This window comes from uncultured Halovibrio sp., assembly GCF_913056445.1.
In the GTDB taxonomy this organism is placed as follows: domain Bacteria; phylum Pseudomonadota; class Gammaproteobacteria; order Pseudomonadales; family Oleiphilaceae; genus Halospina; species Halospina utahensis_B.
Window position 1 is genome coordinate 1 of sequence record NZ_CAJXMA010000054.1, and the last position, 18,481, is coordinate 18,481.

Here is an 18,481-nt window from a genome sequence, read left to right on the forward strand (position 1 = left end):
CGCCTCGTTTTCATACCAGACATAGAGCACAACACGATTTCCATTGGCGATCGTGGCCTGGCCATCCACAACCCCTGCATGGCGGGAGCCCACAAAGTCGGAGGACACCACCTCGGGGGAACTCACGTAATCAACCTGCTTCTGTAGATCCGAGTGCAGCGCCACGTCCCGCAGGAACTCGTTCATTTCATCACGCGCTGCCGCCTTCTCAAGGTTCAGATTGAGAATGGCCATGGACACGTTGGGCGTGGGCACCCGGATGGCGTTGCCGGTGAGCTTGCCGTCCAGGTCCGGCAGGGCCTTGGCAACCGCCTTGGCCGCCCCGGTCTCGGTCAGGACCATGTTCAGCGGCGCGCTGCGCCCCCGGCGCTCACCCTTGTGGTAGTTGTCGATCAGGTTCTGGTCGTTGGTGTAGGCATGGACCGTCTCCATGTGCCCATCAACAATACCGAACTGCTCCTTCACCGCCTTGAGAACGGGGGTGATGGCATTGGTGGTACAGGACGCCACGGAGAGAATCCGATCCTCGTCCGTGAACAGATCATTGTTGATGCCCGGAACAATGTTCTTGATGTTGCCCTTACCGGGCGCTGTCAGGACGACACGGCTGGCCCCCTTGGACTTGAGGTGCAGGCCCAGACCTTCGTCATCACGCCACTTACCGGTATTGTCGATGATGATGGCGTTGTCGATGCCGTACTGGGTGTAATCCACCTGATCCGGGCCATCGGAATAGATGACCTTGATGTAGTTGCCATTGGCGATGATGGCCTCGTTTTCCTCGTCCACCGTAATGGTGCCGCGGAAGGAGCCATGCACGGAGTCACGGCGCAGCAGGCTGGCGCGCTTTTCCAGATCGTTCTCGGCTCCGCCCTTGCGCACGACGATGGCACGCAGGCGCAGGTTGTTGCCGCCGCCGGCCTTCTCCACCAGGATCCGGGCGAGGTAGCGCCCGATCCGACCGAAACCGTAAAGGACAATGTCCTTGGTCTCGCTCTCGCTCGCGGCTTTGGCCTCCTCGTCGTACCGGTCAACGACCGGATTGACCGCTTCACGCAGGAAGTCCTCCAGGCTCTGTTCGTCACGCACCTGGTTGTACTGGTTCGCCAGCTTGCCGACGTCGATGTGCGCCTGACCCAGGTTCAGCCGATCCAGTGTCTCGAGGACCGGGTAGGTGTCGTGGACATCCAGCTCTTCCGCCTCAATCTGGCGCACGAATCGGTGTGCCTTGAGGATGTTGATGACCGACTGGTTGATCAGCGCGCGGCCGTACATGGACGTCACCACATTGTTGCGGCGGTACAGACGGCCGATCAGCGGAATCATGGCTTCAGCGATGGCTTCGCGCTCGGTCCAGTCGGAAAAGTAGCGGTTGAGTTGCTCCTGGCTCACGATCAGGGTCCTCTGAAACAGGGTGTATGTCGGGTCATGGCCTCTGGCCCTTGCGGGCTGGCGTATTATCCAGTTTAAAGCGCTCCGGCGCAATCGACTCCGCCGCGCCGGGGTGGCAGGCACGGCGCCTCAGGCTTAGAATGGCGCCTCCGCACACCAACCATGCAGCGTTGATGAACCAGACCAGCACCCAGTCCCCGCTCCTGCCCGCCGATCCACCCACCCGCGGCGGCGATCACCGACACTGGGGATCGCTCCCCGGCAGCGCCCGCTCCCTGGCCATACTTGAAGCCAGCCGGCGCTTCCCAGGGCTTACTCTGGTGATCACTGGCAGCACTGACGAAGCCCAGGCGCTTGAGCAGGAACTGGCGTTCTACCGTGATGATGAACAGGATGATGCCCTGCTCTCTCTGCCGGACTGGGAGACACTCCCTTACGATATGTTCTCGCCCCATGAGGCGATCATTTCCCAGCGCATACGGACCCTGCACCAGCTGCCGCGAATGCAGCGCGGCCTCCTGGTACTGCCGGCCAGGACCCTGATGCACCGGCTGCCGCCACCCTCGTTCACCGAGGGCAACACACTTCTGCTGGCGACAGGGGATCCGCTGCCGATTGACGACTGGCGCCAGCGGCTCGAGGCCGTGGGCTACCGCCATGCCGATAACGTCCAGGAACACGGCGAATACGCCGTACGCGGCTCAATCCTCGACATCTACCCGATGGGAGCCGACCTCCCCTACCGGATCGAACTCTTCGATGATGAAGTGGAAACACTCCGCACCTTCGATCCGGAGACCCAGCGCTCCATTGACCAGGTGGAACGCATTGAACTGCTCCCCGCCCATGAATTCCCCTGGGACGAGCGCTCGCGCCAGCGCTTCCGCAACCGCTGGAACGAGGCATTCCCGGAGGCACCGCGCGAGGCCCCGGTGTATCAGGACGTGGCCGCCGGCATCCGGCCTCCGGGGATCGAGTATTTCCTGCCGCTTTTCTTTGACGAAACCGCCACCCTGTTCGACTACCTCCCGCAGCAGTCACTGGTCCTGACGGATCCCGACCTCCAGGGGGCGCTGGATCACTTCCAGGCGGAGGTTGATGAGCGCTACGAGGAACGCCGGTACGACCGTTACCGACCGATACTGTCCCCGAAGGAGGTGTTCCTGCGGACCGAGGAATGCTTCCGGCACATCCGCCGCCTGCCCCGGGTCACCTGGTTTGCCGGGGAACAGCCCGAGGGTGCCGGTGTGCTCAACATGCCCTGTGCACCGCTGCCCGACATAGCACTGGACGCCCGCGCGGAGGATCCGGCAGCGAAGCTGCGGAGCTTCATGGACCAGTATTCACCCCGCGTGCTGTTTGCAGCCGACTCCGCCGGCCGCCGCGAAGCGCTTCTGGAGCAGCTGAAGCAGTATGGCTGGGACCCAAGGGAAGTTGATCACTGGCAGCAATTCCAGACCGGCAGCGACACCGTGGGCCTTTGCACGGGCCCTCTGGAACACGGCGCCTGGCTCGACGAATCCGGGGTCTGCGTCATCGCGGAGGCGGAACTCTACGGCCAGCGGGTGATGCAGCGCCGGCGGCGCCAGCGTGCCACCGACTCGGACACCGAAGGCAGCATCCGGGATCTTTCCGAGCTGCGCGTCGGCGCTCCTGTGGTGCACATTGACCACGGCATCGGCCGCTACCAGGGGCTGCAGACCATCGAGGTGGACGGCCAGCCCACCGAGTTCCTGACCCTGCAGTACGCCAATGGCGCCAACCTCTATGTGCCGGTCTCCAACCTGCACCTGATCTCACGCTACAGCGGCGTGGATGATGCCACCGCGCCCCTGCACAGGCTTGGTTCCGAGAAATGGAACCAGGCCAAACAGAAAGCACTGGACAAGGTCCGGGACACCGCCGCCGAACTGCTGGACGTATACGCCCGGCGCGAAGCCAGCCAGGGTTACGCCTTCCCGCAGCCGGATGACGCCTACCGCTCCTTCTGCGCCGAGTTTCCGTTCGAGGAAACACCGGACCAGATGGCGGCCATTGAAGCCGTCGAAAACGACATGGCCAGTAAGCAGCCCATGGACCGGCTGATCTGCGGCGATGTGGGCTTCGGCAAGACGGAAGTGGCCATGCGTGCCGCTTTCCTGGCGACCCACGCCGGCAAACAGGTGGTGGTGCTGGTGCCCACCACCCTGCTCGCCCAGCAGCATTACGACTCCTTCCGCGACCGTTTTGCCGAGACCGGCGTGCGCGTGGAACTGCTCAGCCGCTTCCGCAGCCAGAAACAGCAGCAGGCGACCATGGCGCGCGCTGCCGAGGGCGAGGCGGACATCATCATCGGCACTCATAAGCTGCTCCAGGGGGACCTTAACTTCCCCGACCTGGGACTGGCGATCATCGACGAGGAACACCGCTTCGGCGTCAACCAGAAAGAAAAGCTCAAGCAGCTGCGCGCCCAGGTGGACGTGCTCACCCTCACCGCAACGCCCATCCCGCGGACCCTGAACATGGCCATGGGCAACCTGCGGGACCTGTCCATCATCGCCACGCCGCCCGCCCGGCGGCTTTCCGTCAAGACCTTCGTGCGCCGGCGCGAGGATGCCCTTGTGAAGGAGGCGATACTCCGGGAAATCCTGCGTGGCGGCCAGGTCTACTACCTGCACAATGATGTGGAATCCATTGAGCGCCTGGCCGAAGAGGTCCGGACCCTGGTTCCCGAGGCCCGGGTGGGTGTGGCCCACGGGCAGATGCGCGAGCGCGAACTCGAGCAGATCATGTCCGACTTCTACCACAAGCGCTTCAATGTGCTGGTCTGCACCACCATCATCGAAACCGGCATCGACATCCCGAGTGCCAACACCATCCTCATTGAGCGCGCGGACCGCTTCGGACTGGCCCAGCTGCACCAGCTCCGGGGCCGGGTGGGCCGCTCCCATCACCAGGCCTACGCCTATCTCCTGACACCGGAAGGCAAGAAGATCACCGGCGATGCGGAGAAGCGCCTGGATGCCATTGCCGCCGCCCAGGACCTGGGTGCGGGCTTCATGCTCGCCACCCACGACCTGGAGATCCGCGGCGCCGGCGAACTGCTGGGCGACGACCAGAGCGGCCAGATCCAGGGCGTGGGCCTGACCCTCTACATGGAACTGCTGGACGAAGCCGTGAAGGCCATCCGTGAAGGGCGCACGCCCAATGCGGACCTGCCCATCCGCCACGGTACCGAGATCAACCTGCGCATCCCGGCACTGATCCCCGAGGACTACCTGCCGGACGTCCACCAGCGCCTGATCCTCTACAAGCGCCTGGCCAGCACCCAGAGCCAGGAACAGCTGAAGGAGCTTCAGGTGGAAATCATCGATCGCTTCGGCCTGCTGCCCGAGCCACTCAAGAACCTGGTACGCCAGACCGGGCTGCGCATCCGGGCTGAAGCGCTCGGGATCAGCAAGGTGGATGCAGCAGGCTCCTCCGCCACCATGGCATTCAGCGCCGATACCCGGGTGGATCCACTGGTGCTGGTGGAACTGGTCCAGAGCTCGCCCGCGGACTACGCGCTGGAAAGTGGTGACCAGCTGAAGTTCCGGCTGAACGGGGAAACCGCGGATGATAGACTCAATGATCTTGATCGCTTCCTGACGCTTCTGGAAGAACGCGCCACGGAGAGCAAAGGAACCCAATAGAGGAGACTGCCGTGCCGAGTCGCGGAACCCGCCGCATTCTGGTCAGCATGCTGCTGCTCTGTGCCACTGCCATGCCGGCAACGGGGGCGGAACTGTACCGGGTAGAGCTGCTGCTGTTCGAACGCCTGCAGGCAGAGCCCGAGCTGCTTTCGGACCCCTACGCCCCGGTTTCCCTTCCGGAAAGAGGCGTTCCGCTATGGGTGGACAGCCAGTGGACGCCGGAGCCCCGGGACACTGGCGATATCGACACGGAATCCGAGACTCCCGGGGAACAGGTCCCGGAGATCCTGGCTCTTCCGCGGGAAGAACTCCGGCTCAACAACATCGCCCGGGCGCTGGAGAACGCTTCCGGTTACCGCCTTGTGGCCTTCACCGGATGGCAGAACCCGTTCCCGGATGGCTACCGTACCGTTCCCCTGGTCGTGGATGTCGCGGCGGATGAGGCGGGCGAGCAACGGATCCAGGGCAGCCTGCAGATCGAACGCCGGCGTTACCTCCATGTGCAGGCCTCGCTGCATGACACGCACCTGAAGGTACCCGCACTGGATATAGCACCGATTCCCCGCTTCCCGGTGGCATCAGGGTTGATTCTGCCCCTTCCCCGCTACCTGGCTCCCGAAAGTCCGGCCTTCAGGGAGACAGCAACCCGGCTCACCGAGAACCGGCGTATGCGCAGCGAGGAGGTGCATTACCTCGACGCGCCCACCTTTGGTCTGGTGGTCTATTTCCACCCTATTACCAAAGAGAACGGGGACGAGGAGGAAGAGGGCTGACCGGCGCCGGGCGTCGCTCAATCCGCCCGGAGACAGGCTTCCAGAACCTGCAGCACCCGCCCGATGCCCGCATCCAGGTTCGAACGGATGTCATCCATGGTGATGACCTCGCTGGTTCTGCCCGCCGCCCAGTTCACCACCAGGGCGAGACAGGCATAATCCAGCTCCGCCTCCCGTGCCAGAACCGCCTCGGGCATGGCCGTCATCCCCACGATATCCGAACCGTCCTGTTCCAGGCGCCGGATTTCCGCGGCTGTCTCCAGCCTCGGCCCCTGGGTACAGGCGTAGACACCGCCGTCATGGAACGCCACATCCACCTCCGCCGCTGCCGCCCGCAGGGCATCGCGGATCGACTCTGAATACGGCCAGGTGAAGTCCACGTGCACCGCGTGTTCCAGGTTCTCCTCATGGAAGCTGGGCGCACGCCCCCAGGTGTAGTCAATGATCTGATCCGGCAGAACCAGGCTGGACGGGGTCATCGCCGGGTGGATGGATCCAACCGCATTGACCGCGATGATCCGGTCAACGCCGGCCTGCCTGAGCGCCTCGATATTGGCCCGATAGTTCACCCGGTGGGGCGGAATCCGGTGTGGATCGCCATGGCGGGCCAGGAAGACCACCTTCCGCCCACCCAGTCGACCGACCCGCAGGGGCGCGGAGGGCGCCCCCCAAATGGTTTCGGTTTCAAGGGTTTCACCAACCTCCAGTGAATCAATGGCGGTCAGCCCTGTACCGCCAATAATGCCCCACACTGGCTCACTGCTGCCCATTGGCTCCTCCGCCTGTCGTTGCGGGCTGCTCGCCCTCCGCCGCCATGCCTTCGCCCAGCACAGCCTGGGGCCCTTCGCCCGCAATGTGCAGGGTGCGCGTCGGGAAGGCCACTTCTGCCCCGTGTTCACGGATGATGCTGCTGATACGGAGCATCACGTCCTGTTTGACCGTCTGGTATTCAACCCACTGGCGCGTATGGGTAAAGGCATAGACCATGATGTCCAGAGAGGAGGCATTGAAGGTGGTGAAGTTGACGATCAGGAACTGGTTGGCATCGATGTCTTCATGCTCCTCCAGCATGCCGCGGATGTCGGCCACAATCGGAGCGACCATGTCCACATCGCTGTAGCGCACCCCGACCATTTCATAGATCCGCCGGTTCATCATCCGGGACGGATTCTCCACGGAAATGGTGGTGAAAATGGCATTGGGAACATAGAGCGGGCGCAGCTCAAAGGTCCTGATCCGGGTCACCCGCCACCCGATGTGTTCCACCACCCCTTCAATGCTTGCGTCAGGAGAGCGGATCCACTCCCCCACCTTGAAAGGTTTGTCCATGTAGACAACGGCACCGCCGAAGAAATTCGCCAGCATGTCCTTGGCCGCGAAGCCGACGGCGATACCACCCACGCCGCCGAACGCCAACACACCGGAAATGCTGTAACCCAGATTCTGGATGATGACCAGAGCGGCGATGACGAACACTGAAACACGCGACAGCTTGCCGATGGCGGAAACCGTGGTGTAATCCATGGGCTCGGAGACACGGCTCGAAACCAGCAGCTCCTCGGTGCCCTGTATGAACCGCAGCAGCGCCCAGACCAGCAGCAGTATGAAACCGAACCTGAGGCCCAGCCCATTGAGGTTGAGCAGATCGATCTCGTAGAAGCGGGCGCTCGCTTCCGAGGCGAAATACAGACCCAGAAGCCAGATGTACCAGTACAGCGGGCGCCGTATGGCATGGATCAGAACGTCATCCCAGAGATTGCGGTTATTCCGCAGCTTGTTCTCAACCGCCCGGATCACCCACCAGACGACAAAAGCCACCACGAAGGTGGTCACCAGGATCGAACCGGCCCAGAGCAGCCCGCGGAATTCCGGGGCAATCCCCAGACCGGAGAGGACACCATCGAGGCCGGAAAGCGTCATGCGGGCGCCTCATCCAGCATGCGAAGCAGTGCCGCACGGGTATCCCGATACCGGGCCGTACTGCGGAAAGCACCACGTGGCCCGGGCAACGGCTTGCCCCGCAGCGACACCAACCCGGCCGACGCGCGCGCGCCGGCCTCGCTCAGGCTTGCGGCCACAGCATCAGCAGCTTCGGGATCGTTACACACCAGCAGCAGGTCACAGCCCGCATCAAGTGCAGCTTGTGCCCGTTCCGGCGGTTCGCCGGCCACAGCCGCGCCGGCCATGGTGAGATCATCGCTGATCACAACGCCACGGAACCCGACCTCGCGGGAAAGCACGTTCTTCAGCCAGAACGGAGAGAAGCCGGCCGGCTGCTCATCCACGCCCGGGTAGACCACATGGGCGGGCATGACAGCATCCAGAGTCTCCGCCAGCTCCCGGAAAGGCACCGCGTCGTGCTCCAGGATCTGCTCCAGGGTGCGCCCGTCGCTGGGCAGTTCGTGATGGGAGTCCGCAGCAATGGCCCCATGGCCGGGGAAGTGTTTGCCCACTGCTGCCATACCGCCCTCATGCATGCCATCAATCCAGGCGCCGGCGAGTTCGGCCACCACCTGAGGGTCCGAGTGGAAGCTGCGATCACCGATCACACTGGAAACCCCGTGATCCAGGTCCAGCACCGGTGCAAAACTGAAATCCACATCCATGTCCCGCAGCTCGGAAGCCATCAGCCAGCCCGCGGCATGGGCAATGGCACGGGCATTCGCGGGATCCCGCTCCCAGGCCAGACCGAAGCTGCGCATCGGTGGCAGGCGTGTGAGCCCGGACTGGAAACGCTGTACCCGGCCACCCTCCTGGTCCACGCCAATCAGGATGCGCGGCCGGATCTGGCGGATGGACTGCACCAGGGACCGGAGCTGGGCCGGTGACTCGTAATTACGGGTAAACAGGATCACTCCGCCCACCGCCTCATGGGCCAGTCGTTCACGCTCGGAGGCGCTGAGACGTGGCCCCTCGAGATCGATCATCAATGGTCCGCTCACCGGGCCTCCCTAAACGACACAAGAACGGCCCGGGCCCGCCTCACTGAACAAAGACAGGCGTGCCCGGGCGCACCCATTCCCAGAGCTGAAGAATGTCATCATTGCGCATCCGGATACAACCGTGGGACAGCGGCTGCCCCATGGGTTCCGTATCCGGAGTGCCATGGATGTAGATGAACCGACGCATGGTATCAACAGCGCCTCCGCGGTTATACCCGGGCTCTTCGCCACAGAGCCAGAGAATCCGCGTCAGTATCCAGTCACGCCCGGGATACTCACGGTGCAGCTGCGGGCTCCAGACCTCGCCGGTGGGGCGCCGACCGCGGAACACCGCCCCCCGGGGCTGGCCGGCCCCGATGCAGGAACGGACCCGGTGCCGCCCCAGCGGCGTCCCACCGGAACCGTCCTGCTGACCGGCGCCGGCGGCGGCCGTGGAAATGCGGTAACACAACCATGGGCCTGCGCGCCCATGCAGAGTCATGATCTGACGGGCCAGCTCCACCTCGATCCGCTCGATCGGATCACCGCCGTCAGGCACCGCTGTCGGAATTCCCTCTGTTGCCATGGGCAACAGTATGCGCCTGCATTCCTGCGGCAAGAAAGGGCACGAGGTGATCCACGATCTCCTCGTTGGGGGTCTCGACCCCCAGTTTGTTCCAGAGGATCTCCGTGAGCGCATCACTGCTGGAGAGGGTGAAAGCCGTGGCGCCAAGCATGAACTGGTTGCGCCAGTAGCGCTCCACGGCGGACAGCTCCGGGGTGGCGTTCTTGAGAAGCCGCATGAAGCGATCGAAGGTGTGGCTGTACTCGGCTTCCAGAAAGCGGCGCAGATGCCCCTGGGACTGGGTGTAGGCAAGCCCCTGCAGGCGCATGTAGATGGCGATGCTGCGGTCGTGCTGGCGTGGCATCTCCACCAGGGTACTGGTGAGCACCCGCAGCACTGACTCCAGGTCGGGCGGCTCCGGGGCCGCTTCCGCCTCAAGGCGGTCAAAGGCCGCCTCCAGCGCGATACAGAAGGGGGTAAGGAAGCGTGCGAATACCGCCTGGATCAGCGATTTTTTGGAACCGAAATGGTAATTGACCGCAGCCAGATTCACGCCGGCCTTACCGGTGATCATGCGGAGAGAGGTCTCGGAGAAGCCTCTTTCGGCGAACAGCTCCTCCGCCGCATCCAGAATCCTGTCCACTGTATCCGTCTGCGCCATGGAATCCCGCTCAAACATTTGACCAAACAATTGTTTGAAACATACGTTTGAGCCGGAAAGGTGTCAAGACGAACGGGCAGATGGGTTGCCTGTATGCGCTGGAGCGCCCTCACCCCCGGCTTCCGCGGATTCAGGTGGCACCGGATCGGACTCGGGCACCGGCACTACGCTGGGGTCGCTAGACTGGGCTGCCGCGTTCAGCGGCTCCACATTCCCTTCATCCAGCATCTGCTCGTGGGTCCGCAGGTATTCCTCCCGCAGACGGTTATAGGCCTTTTCCGCTTCCAGAGCAAAAATGAGATAGAGCTGGGTCTGGGAGCGGTTGCGTATGCTGTCCACCAGCTGCCCTCTCTCGGAAAGGCTGTAGAGGCCGGTGTAACGGCTGCGACGCAGCGCCGGATTATACTCGGCCAGCGGGCGGCATGCAGCCGCCAGCCCGATCGGCCCTTCCAGGTGTTCAACGTGTTTGCGGGCACGGTGCAGCAGGCGCCGCCGTTTCAGCAGCAGCTCCATATGGGAGGCCTGATGGGTGAAGACGTGCCGCACGCCCGGCAGCCCCCAGAGCGCGGCCAGCGCCAGGGCACCAAAGGCCACCCCACCGATCAGTGCCGGCACCAGGTTGCCCATACCCGCGAGAACCAGGGCGGCAAGCACGCTCAGCAGCAGCAGCCAGCTGTCGCGCCGGCGCCGCGCCAGATTCAGCTGGTGGTGATCCGGCCACCCGGGCATGGCCAGGGTATCGAAGTCCAGGAGAAGCAGACGCTCGCAGTCGTGCAGCAGCCTGCGCCGGCGCTGCTGGCGCTTACGCTCAGCCTCGCGCGCCGCCCGCAGGGCAGCTTCGGGGTCCGCATCCGCTGACGCCTCCTCATCTTCGACCGGATCACCGTCCAGCCCATTCACCGGGCTCCCGGAGTCCACCGACTGATCCCCTGCCTGGGTTTCCGGTCCGGGAACCGGTTCCAGTCGACCGCCGGGATGAACCCGCGGTTCCTCCGGCCGTTCAGGCTGATGCTGCGCCATCCCACTCTCCGCGTGCCTGTACCATCACTGGTTAACGGCTGATCCTTCCGGGTCTTGAGTGCCCGCTCCCATGCTCTGGCATGTATTGGCAGCGTAGCGTATTCTGATTCACCCTGACGGCTGTGGAACAAACTTTTACAGAGGCAAGGCTCCATGACGACCACTCCCAAGATCCTGGTACGCGACTACATGCGTTCACTGTCCCTCTGGTTCTCCCCTTCCGACCCGATCGAGAAGGTGGCGGCCACGCTGGTTAAGCAGGAAGAGCTGGGCGCACCGGTTCTGGACGAGCACAAACGTCTCATCGGCTTTGTGACCGAGCAGGACTGCATCAAGGAGATGCTCAATGACTCCTATTACGCCCAGGAGCACCAGCTGGTGAGCGACGTAATGTCCCGCAGGACCGTATCCGTGGGGCCGGACGAAGATGTGACTCACCTGGCGGAGGAAATGCTTGGCGCCAAGCCCAAGATCTATCCGGTGGTCGACAACAGCCGGGTTATCGGGGTCATCACCCGGGGTGATGTGCTGCGGGCCCTGAGCCGTGTTCGCAACAGTGGCCACGGCCACATCTGACGGGCGCTGGCGTGTTTACAGGAATCGTACAGGGCATCGCCCAGGTAGCCACCGTTGAGCGGCTGGCCGGGCTCCACCGGATCAGCCTGCGCTTTCCGGAAAACTTCATTGACGGCATTGCGATTGGCGCTTCGGTGTCCGTCAACGGGGCCTGCCTGACAGTTACCGAAGCCTGGCCGGAGAGCCACCTGGCGGCCTTTGATGTGATGATGGAAACCCTGAGGGTCACCACCCTGGGGGAGCTGCAGGAAGGGAGTCCGGTCAACGTCGAGCGCGCCGCCCGGATCGGCGATGAAATTGGTGGCCACCTGCTTTCAGGCCACGTCCACTGCATGGCCAGGGTCAGCTCGATTGAGGAGCCCGAGAACAACCGTCGGATTGCCTTTTCCGTTCCCCATGCGTGGCGCCCCTACCTGATCAGCAAGGGCTATATCGCGGTGGATGGAGCCAGCCTCACCATTGCCGAACTGACCAGCGACGGCTTTGCCGTCTACCTGATCCCCGAAACGCTCAGGGCCACGCGTTTCGGCGCGCTCGATGAAGGGGATCACGTGAACATTGAGATCGACCACCAGACCCAGACGATCATCGATACCCTTAACCGTCTGGACCTGGTACCCCGCGGGGCCGACTGACCCCGCGGTGGCCATTTCCAGCGCTGTTCTAGCGCTGGTAGCCAGGGCGCAGGAAGGGCATGGCGGAAACCGTCATGCTGCGGCGCTTGCCGCGCACATCCGCCTCAACGGTGGTGCCTTTCTCCGCCAGGTCCGCGCGCACATACCCCATGGCAATGGGCGCGCCGACACTGGCAGCAAAGTTGCCACTGGTCACTTCCCCAATGGGCTCATCACCACCTTCCGCATAGAGCACAGCGCCTTCGCGTACCGGCGCCTTGCCTTCAGCAACGAGCCCGACGCGCTTGCGCTCCGGCGCGCTGTCGCGCATCTGCTGCAGAACCCGCTGCGCCCCCGGGAAACCGCCCTCACGCTCACCACCGAGCCTGCGGGCCTTGCCGATGGCCCAGCCCAGGGAGGCCTCAACCGGCGTCGTCCGGGTGGTGATGTCATGACCATACAGGCAGAGTCCAGCCTCGAGGCGCAATGAATCCCGGGCACCAAGCCCTACCGGCTCCACATGGTCGTCCTCCAGCAGACGCCGGGCCAGGGTCTCCGCCACCTCAGCCGGCACCGAGATCTCGTACCCATCCTCGCCGGTGTAGCCACTGCGGGAAATGATCGCCGGACTGTCGAGCAGTGTCATGGGCCAGTTGTCCATGAACTTCATTTTCCGGACCTCCGGCTGGAGTTTCGCCAGAGCTTCCTCCGCCTTGGGCCCCTGGAGAGCGATCAGCGCCCTGTCGGTCATCTCGGTCAGTGTGACGGAAGCCGGCAGCCCGGCCCTCAGGTGCGCGATGTCCTCGGCCTTGCAGGCGGCGTTGACGACCAGATAGAAGCCATCCTCATGGCGGCTGATCATCAGATCGTCCAGTACCCCCCCGTCCTCGTTGGTGAACAGGCCATAACGCTGGCGATGCATGCCCAGCCCGACCAGGTCAGAGGGCACCATGGCTTCCAGCGCTTCCGCAATGCCCTCGCCGCTGAGCCATACCTGGCCCATGTGCGAGACATCAAAAAGACCTGCGCCTTCCCGTGTATGAAGGTGCTCCTGCTTGATCCCCGCGGGGTATTGCACCGGCATGCTGTAGCCGGCAAACGGGACCATGCGCGCACCAAGTTCCTCGTGGAGGGCGGTCAGCGGGGTTGTAAGCATTGCCTGATCGTTCGCCATGAGCCTGTCTCTCCTGTTGCTGTTTCGGAGCCACCTGTACCTGCGGCTCCCGCTGAACTGGGTTGCCCCTATGATGCCGTATTTCCGATTGGAAACAAAGTTTCCTGTCAGGCCGTCACCCAGAGAACTTCCGCATCCTCCTCGCTCACGGAAACCAGCATATGCCCCATGGTGCAGTCGTAATAGGCACTGTCCCCGGCTTCCAGGCGCACGGGCTCATAGAACTCCGTATAGAACAGGATGGCCCCGCTCAGCACATACAGGAATTCCTCCCCATCGTGCCGGATCCACTCCGGGAAATCCCCGAACGCACGCGCGCGCACACGCGTTGTGAAGGGCACCATCTTCTTGTGGCTGAGATCCGTCGCCAGCAGCTCGTGCTCATAGGTGGCCGTGGGGTGAGGCTTGCCCTCCCCGCGACGCGTGATGTCGCGCCGCCCCGACGGCTGGGCGCTGTTGCTGGGTTCTGAGAACAGCTGCGGCAGGTCGATACCCAGCCCGTTGACCAGCTTGTGCACCACCGAAAAGGTGGGTGAAATCTGCTCGTTCTCAATCTTCGACAGCGTGGAGCGCGCAAGTCCCGTCAGTTTGCTGGCCTCCTCCAGGGTCAGCCCCTGGCCCAGCCGCAGGGACCGGACGCGCTCTCCCAGCCGCAGGGGCTGCAGTGAGGCTTCGGTTTCACCGCGCTGGACCTGCAGGGTCTCGTGGAGCGGCTCCCGCATGTTCTCGCTGTCCTCAGACATGATTCGCGTGTTTCCTATAGGAAATTTACGTTGTTTGTGGGAAAATCCGTTGTTAATCTAACACAGACAACACCACAACCACATGACCCTGCAGCAGGAGGACGGAGCGATGACAGCGACGCCCGAGGAACTTCTCTACACCCCCAGCCACGAATGGATCCGTGACAACGGCGACGGCACCGTAACCATGGGCATCACCGACCACGCCCAGGACCAGCTCGGCGACGTTGTCTTCGTGGAGCTTCCCGAAGCCGACCAGAGCTTTGCCAAGGGCGATGAGCTGGCGGTTGTGGAATCCGTGAAGTCCGCCTCCGACATCTATTCCCCGATCAGTGGCACCGTCCAGAGCGTGAATGAGGCACTCGAGGACGCCCCCGAGACCGTGAACGAGCACTGCTACGGGGACGGCTGGATGGTACGCATCAAGCTGGACAACCCGGACGAACTCTCTGAACTCCTGTCGGCTGAGCGCTATCAGGAGCTCGTTGCCGACGAAGCCTGACCCAGGAGGTAGCCCATGAATGCGAAGTCTTCCCTGGCCAATGCGACACTGGCCCAGATGAACGACCGGCCCTTCAGCGACCGGCACATCGGCCCCAACGCCGATGATCAGTCGGCCATGCTGGCCACCCTGGGGCTGTCATCCGTGAATGAGCTGGTGGACCAGATCATTCCGGGATCCATCCGTATGCCAGGGGAACTGGCCCTGGACCCCGGCCGCGCGGAACACGAAGCGCTGGCCGAACTGCGCGGCATGGCCCAGCGCAACCAGGTGTTCCGTTCCTACATCGGTCAGGGCTATTACCCGACTCGCATTCCCTCGGTCATCAAGCGCAACGTACTGGAGAATCCAGCCTGGTATACAGCCTACACGCCCTACCAGCCGGAAATCTCCCAGGGTCGCATGGAGTCCCTGGTCAACTTCCAGCAGATGGTGATGGACCTCACTGGCCTGGATCTGGCCAATGCCTCGCTGCTCGACGAAGCCACCGCCGCGGCGGAAGCCATGGCGCTGTGCCGGCGAGCCAACCGCAAGAGCAAGAGTAACGTGTTCTTTGCGGCAGAGGAGCTCCATCCGCAGACCCTGGATGTGCTGCGCACGCGGGCTGACTACATGGGCATTGACCTGGTGATCGCCCCCGCGGAATCGGTCGGTGACCATGAAGCCTTCGGGGCGGCATTCCAGTACCCCGCCACTGACGGCAGCATCCCGGACCTTGAGAAGCTGGTCAAAGCCGCCGGGGATCAGGGCGCCATGACCGCCGTGGCCTCGGACCTGCTGGCACTGATGATGCTGCGCTCCCCCGGTGAGCTGGGCGCCGACATGGTCTTCGGCTCCGCCCAGCGCTTTGGCGTACCCATGGGCTACGGCGGCCCGCACGCAGCCTTCTTTGCCACCCGTGACAACCTCAAGCGCCAGGTTCCGGGCCGCATCATCGGAGTCTCGAAGGACAACCGTGACCAGCCGGCTTTCCGCATGGCCATGCAGACCCGCGAGCAGCACATCCGCCGCGAGAAGGCAACCTCCAACATCTGTACCGCCCAGGCACTGCTTGCGAACCTGGCAGCCTTTTACGCCGTCTACCACGGGCCGGAAGGCCTGCGGAACCAGGCTGAGCGTGTGCACCGCCTCACCGCCATCCTTGCGGAAGGCCTGCGCGCCGGCGGCGTGGAGCCCCAGGAGCGCTACTTCGACACCCTGAGCTTCCATGCCGATGAGGGCGTTCACAACCGGGCCCATGCCGAGGGCTGCAATCTGCGGGCCCTGAGCGATGGTCGCACCGGCATCAGCCTGGACGAGACCACCACTGAAGAGGATGTGGAGCGTCTGCTGCGTATCGTGCTGGGTGACAGTCACGGCCAGTCGGTGGCGGCCCTGGATGAGGCCATTACCCAGGGTGGCGAAACCGGCATCACCGATGCCATGCGCCGGCGTGATGCCGTCCTTACCCACCCGGTATTCAACCGGTATCACAGCGAGACCGAACTGCTGCGCTACATCCGGCGCCTTGAGAACCGGGATTTCTCCCTGGTGCACGGCATGATCCCGCTGGGCTCCTGTACCATGAAGCTCAACGCGGCCGCGCAGATGGAGCCGATCAGCTGGCCCGAATTCGCGGAGATCCATCCGTTCGCCCCGCGGGAACAGACCCAGGGCTACCAGCAGCTCCTGAAAGAGCTGGATGAGCAGCTGCGGGAAATCACCGGCTACGACGCCTTCTCCCTGCAGCCCAACTCCGGGGCCCAGGGCGAGTACGCTGGCCTTCTGGCCATCCGTCGCTACCAGGAAGCAAAGGGTGAAACGCACCGTAATGTCTGCCTGATTCCGGCCTCGGCGCACGGTACCAACCCGGCCTCCGCCGCCATGATGGGCATGAAGGTGGTCATCGTGGACTGCGACGATGAAGGCAACGTGGATCTGGAGGACCTGCGCGCGAAGGCGGAGAAGGCCGGAGACCATCTCTCCGCCTGCATGATCACCTATCCCTCCACCCACGGGGTGTACGAGGAAGGCGCGCCGGAGATCTGCCGCATCGTGCACGAGCATGGCGGCCAGGTTTACATGGACGGCGCCAACCTCAACGCCCAGGTGGGCCTGGTGCAGCCGACGCTGGTGGGCTCCGACGTATCCCACCTGAACCTGCACAAGACCTTCGCCATCCCGCACGGCGGTGGCGGCCCGGGCATGGGGCCCATTGGTGTCCGCGAACACCTGGCGCCCTACCTGCCCGGCCATAATGAAAGCGGCGTCGCTGAAGGCGCGGTAGCGTCCACACCCTTTGGCTCGGCGGGCATCCTGCCGATCACCTGGATGTACAACCGCCTGCTTGGCCGCGATGGCCTGCGCCACAGCACGGAAGTCGCCATCCTGGGCGCCAACTACATCGCCAACAGCCTCAAGAACGACTACGACGTGCTCTACAAGGGGCGTCATGACCGCGTGGCGCATGAGTGCATCCTGGACCTGCGCCCGCTCAAGGAATGGTCCGGTATCACCGAGGAGGACGTGGCCAAGCGCCTGATGGACTACGGCTTCCACGCCCCGACCATGTCCTTCCCCGTTCCGGGAACGCTCATGATCGAGCCAACGGAATCCGAATCCATCGAGGAGCTGGACCGGTTCATCGAGGCGATGAAGGGCATCCGCAAGGAGATTGACCGGGTAGCCAATGGCGAATGGCCGGCGGACAACAACCCACTGGTCAAGGCCCCCCACACCCAGAGCGATCTGGTGGATGAGTGGGACCGCCCCTACAGCCGTGATCTGGCGGTATTCCCGTCCCAGGCGGTGCGTGACGGCAAGTTCTGGCCGACGGTTAACCGCGTGGATAACGTCTACGGTGACCGGAACCTGATCTGCAGCTGCCCCAGCCCGGAGGCCTATCGGGACTAGAGTTTTTACTCGGATTAGGGTGATTATTCTAATTTTTCACCCTAATCTGGGGTCAGAACTCAAGGGCAGCAATGGAGGTAACCCATGGCTGAGAAGTCCGCAGACAGGCAGAGTAAAACCATGAGCGATCTGACACGCAGGATTCAGGAACAGGCCAGCCAGCAATGGCAGAAGGCTAACGAGGAACTGCAGCGTGTGCTCAGGGATCTCGGAGCGCGGGATTCAGAAAATGAGTCCTTCCAGAAAATGGTGCGGGATATCCGTGAGAAAAACCCCTCCTTCCGGGACTTCATGTTCAGCCTGGACGCCGCCACCTACGATACACGCAAGCGCCTGTCGTGGAACGCGCACATGACGTCCGCCTACCTCATGAACCGGGTGGAAGCCTCCTACACCCATGATCTCAAGCCCCTGGTGGCCAACTACCGCCAGCAGGCGGGCGAGCGGCTCACGGCCCTGAAGCAGCAGCTGCGCAGCATGCGCGAGCGCTTCCAGTCTGCGGCTTCTGACAGCGCTGCCACGCAGAAGTAACCCCCTGCCTGACACACACAGGCATACCCCTCCTCCCCGTGCCCTGGCGCACGGGGTTTTTATGCGTAACGCACGCCCGTGCCCGCGAGCCCGCAGTAACCACCAGGGTTCTTGTGCAGATACTGCTGGTGCCAGTCCTCCGCGTAATAGAAGGTCACGCCCTGCGCCAGTTCGGTGGTGATACGCCCCTGTCCGGCGGCATCCAGCGCCTTCTGATAAGCCTCCATGGAGGCCTGCCCAATCCCAAGGCTCTGCTCATCCGGAAGATAGAGCGCGGAACGGTACTGTGTTCCCACATCATTGCCCTGGCGCATCCCCTGAGTGGGATCATGGGACTCCCAGAACACCTGCAGGAGCCCCTCCAGCGACACCACCTCCGGGTCATAGATAACGCGGACCGCCTCCGTATGGCCCGTGCGCGCCGTACACACCTCCTCATAGGTGGG

General features: G+C 63.4%; 17 protein-coding genes. 7 read left to right on the plus strand and 10 right to left on the minus strand.

Going from position 1 to position 18,481, the window contains the following annotated elements; genetic code table 11:
- Positions 1–1,392 (minus strand): glyceraldehyde-3-phosphate dehydrogenase (locus QZ501_RS10775; RefSeq protein ID WP_295719388.1); only part of this gene is annotated, 1,392 nt, incomplete at its 3' end.
- Positions 1,393–1,565: 173 nt separating this feature from the next.
- Between QZ501_RS10775 and mfd the strand changes: the two genes are divergently transcribed.
- Together mfd and QZ501_RS10785 are read left to right on the plus strand one after the other, a co-directional pair.
- Positions 1,566–5,063: a transcription-repair coupling factor gene (gene mfd / locus QZ501_RS10780; RefSeq protein WP_295719391.1), complete on the plus strand. Its 3,498-nt coding sequence runs from the start codon at positions 1,566–1,568 to the stop codon at positions 5,061–5,063.
- A gap of 11 nt (positions 5,064–5,074) precedes the next feature.
- Positions 5,075–5,836 (plus strand): CsiV family protein, encoded by a 762-nt coding sequence (locus tag QZ501_RS10785; RefSeq protein ID WP_295719393.1) that lies wholly within the window; start codon positions 5,075–5,077, stop codon positions 5,834–5,836.
- Positions 5,837–5,853: 17 nt separating this feature from the next.
- Here the strand turns inward: QZ501_RS10785 and QZ501_RS10790 are convergent, their stop codons facing one another.
- The 6 genes from QZ501_RS10790 to QZ501_RS10815 form a co-directional block, all read right to left on the minus strand.
- A complete protein-coding gene (locus QZ501_RS10790; RefSeq protein WP_295719396.1) occupies positions 5,854–6,606 on the minus strand; it encodes an S-methyl-5'-thioinosine phosphorylase in 753 nt (250 codons plus the stop codon).
- Positions 6,593–7,756, minus strand: a complete 1,164-nt coding sequence (locus tag QZ501_RS10795; protein ID WP_151439360.1) for a mechanosensitive ion channel family protein — start codon at positions 7,754–7,756, stop codon at positions 6,593–6,595. Before QZ501_RS10795 ends, QZ501_RS10790 begins: the two co-directional genes overlap by 14 nt.
- Positions 7,753–8,778, minus strand: a complete 1,026-nt coding sequence (gene nagZ / locus QZ501_RS10800) for a beta-N-acetylhexosaminidase (RefSeq protein WP_225741653.1) — start codon at positions 8,776–8,778, stop codon at positions 7,753–7,755. The genes QZ501_RS10795 and nagZ overlap by 4 nt, the downstream gene beginning before the upstream one ends.
- Positions 8,779–8,818: 40 nt before the next feature.
- Positions 8,819–9,343, minus strand: a complete 525-nt coding sequence (locus QZ501_RS10805; protein WP_295719399.1) for a L,D-transpeptidase — start codon at positions 9,341–9,343, stop codon at positions 8,819–8,821.
- On the minus strand, positions 9,309–9,983 hold the full coding sequence (locus QZ501_RS10810) for a TetR/AcrR family transcriptional regulator (RefSeq protein ID WP_160898859.1): 675 nt from the start codon (positions 9,981–9,983) through the stop codon (positions 9,309–9,311). Before QZ501_RS10810 ends, QZ501_RS10805 begins: the two co-directional genes overlap by 35 nt.
- Before the next feature lie 63 nt (positions 9,984–10,046).
- Positions 10,047–11,003, minus strand: coding sequence for a hypothetical protein (locus QZ501_RS10815; protein WP_295719401.1), 957 nt, complete (start codon positions 11,001–11,003; stop codon positions 10,047–10,049).
- A gap of 153 nt (positions 11,004–11,156) precedes the next feature.
- Here QZ501_RS10815 and QZ501_RS10820 point away from each other — a divergent pair, with 153 nt between their 5' ends.
- Positions 11,157–11,579 carry a CBS domain-containing protein gene (locus QZ501_RS10820; protein WP_151439356.1) on the plus strand — a complete coding sequence of 141 codons (423 nt, stop codon included), beginning with the start codon at positions 11,157–11,159 and terminating at the stop codon, positions 11,577–11,579.
- 11 nt (positions 11,580–11,590) lie between these two features.
- On the plus strand, positions 11,591–12,214 hold the full coding sequence (locus tag QZ501_RS10825) for a riboflavin synthase subunit alpha (RefSeq protein WP_151439355.1): 624 nt from the start codon (positions 11,591–11,593) through the stop codon (positions 12,212–12,214).
- Positions 12,215–12,242: 28 nt separating this feature from the next.
- Here QZ501_RS10825 and gcvT read toward each other — a convergent pair whose 3' ends face one another.
- Together gcvT and QZ501_RS10835 are read right to left on the minus strand one after the other, a co-directional pair.
- Entirely contained in the window at positions 12,243–13,367 is a 1,125-nt protein-coding gene (gene gcvT, locus QZ501_RS10830; protein WP_151439354.1) for a glycine cleavage system aminomethyltransferase GcvT, read from the minus strand.
- A gap of 107 nt (positions 13,368–13,474) precedes the next feature.
- On the minus strand, positions 13,475–14,089 hold the full coding sequence (locus QZ501_RS10835; RefSeq protein ID WP_237416557.1) for an XRE family transcriptional regulator: 615 nt from the start codon (positions 14,087–14,089) through the stop codon (positions 13,475–13,477).
- 130 nt (positions 14,090–14,219) lie between these two features.
- On the opposite strand from QZ501_RS10835, the gene gcvH reads away from it, so the two are divergent.
- From gcvH to QZ501_RS10850, 3 genes are all read left to right on the plus strand, one after another.
- Positions 14,220–14,612, plus strand: a complete 393-nt coding sequence (gcvH, locus tag QZ501_RS10840; protein WP_095617070.1) for a glycine cleavage system protein GcvH — start codon at positions 14,220–14,222, stop codon at positions 14,610–14,612.
- Positions 14,613–14,627: 15 nt separating this feature from the next.
- Positions 14,628–17,504, plus strand: a complete 2,877-nt coding sequence (gene gcvP / locus QZ501_RS10845) for an aminomethyl-transferring glycine dehydrogenase (RefSeq protein ID WP_295719404.1) — start codon at positions 14,628–14,630, stop codon at positions 17,502–17,504.
- A gap of 120 nt (positions 17,505–17,624) precedes the next feature.
- On the plus strand, positions 17,625–18,035 hold the full coding sequence (locus QZ501_RS10850) for a hypothetical protein (RefSeq protein WP_295719406.1): 411 nt from the start codon (positions 17,625–17,627) through the stop codon (positions 18,033–18,035).
- A gap of 59 nt (positions 18,036–18,094) precedes the next feature.
- Here the strand turns inward: QZ501_RS10850 and msrA are convergent.
- Positions 18,095–18,481, minus strand: a 387-nt coding sequence (gene msrA, locus QZ501_RS10855; RefSeq protein WP_295719408.1) for a peptide-methionine (S)-S-oxide reductase MsrA, incomplete at its 5' end; no start/stop codon positions are given.

Excerpts from the sequence above, each read along its gene's own strand:
- mfd (WP_295719391.1), top strand. The coding sequence starts at position 1,566 with ATGAACCAGACCAGCACCCAGTCCCCGCTCCTGCCCGCCGATCCACCC.
- QZ501_RS10790 (WP_295719396.1), bottom strand. The coding sequence starts at position 6,606 with ATGGGCAGCAGTGAGCCAGTGTGGGGCATTATTGGCGGTACAGGGCTG.
- QZ501_RS10795 (WP_151439360.1), bottom strand. The coding sequence starts at position 7,756 with ATGACGCTTTCCGGCCTCGATGGTGTCCTCTCCGGTCTGGGGATTGCC.
- QZ501_RS10805 (WP_295719399.1), bottom strand. The coding sequence starts at position 9,343 with ATGGCAACAGAGGGAATTCCGACAGCGGTGCCTGACGGCGGTGATCCG.
- QZ501_RS10810 (WP_160898859.1), bottom strand. The coding sequence starts at position 9,983 with ATGGCGCAGACGGATACAGTGGACAGGATTCTGGATGCGGCGGAGGAG.
- QZ501_RS10815 (WP_295719401.1), bottom strand. The coding sequence starts at position 11,003 with ATGGCGCAGCATCAGCCTGAACGGCCGGAGGAACCGCGGGTTCATCCC.
- QZ501_RS10820 (WP_151439356.1), top strand. The coding sequence starts at position 11,157 with ATGACGACCACTCCCAAGATCCTGGTACGCGACTACATGCGTTCACTG.
- gcvT (WP_151439354.1), bottom strand. The coding sequence starts at position 13,367 with ATGGCGAACGATCAGGCAATGCTTACAACCCCGCTGACCGCCCTCCAC.
- QZ501_RS10835 (WP_237416557.1), bottom strand. The coding sequence starts at position 14,089 with ATGCGGGAGCCGCTCCACGAGACCCTGCAGGTCCAGCGCGGTGAAACC.
- gcvH (WP_095617070.1), top strand. The coding sequence starts at position 14,220 with ATGACAGCGACGCCCGAGGAACTTCTCTACACCCCCAGCCACGAATGG.
- gcvP (WP_295719404.1), top strand. The coding sequence starts at position 14,628 with ATGAATGCGAAGTCTTCCCTGGCCAATGCGACACTGGCCCAGATGAAC.
- QZ501_RS10850 (WP_295719406.1), top strand. The coding sequence starts at position 17,625 with ATGAGCGATCTGACACGCAGGATTCAGGAACAGGCCAGCCAGCAATGG.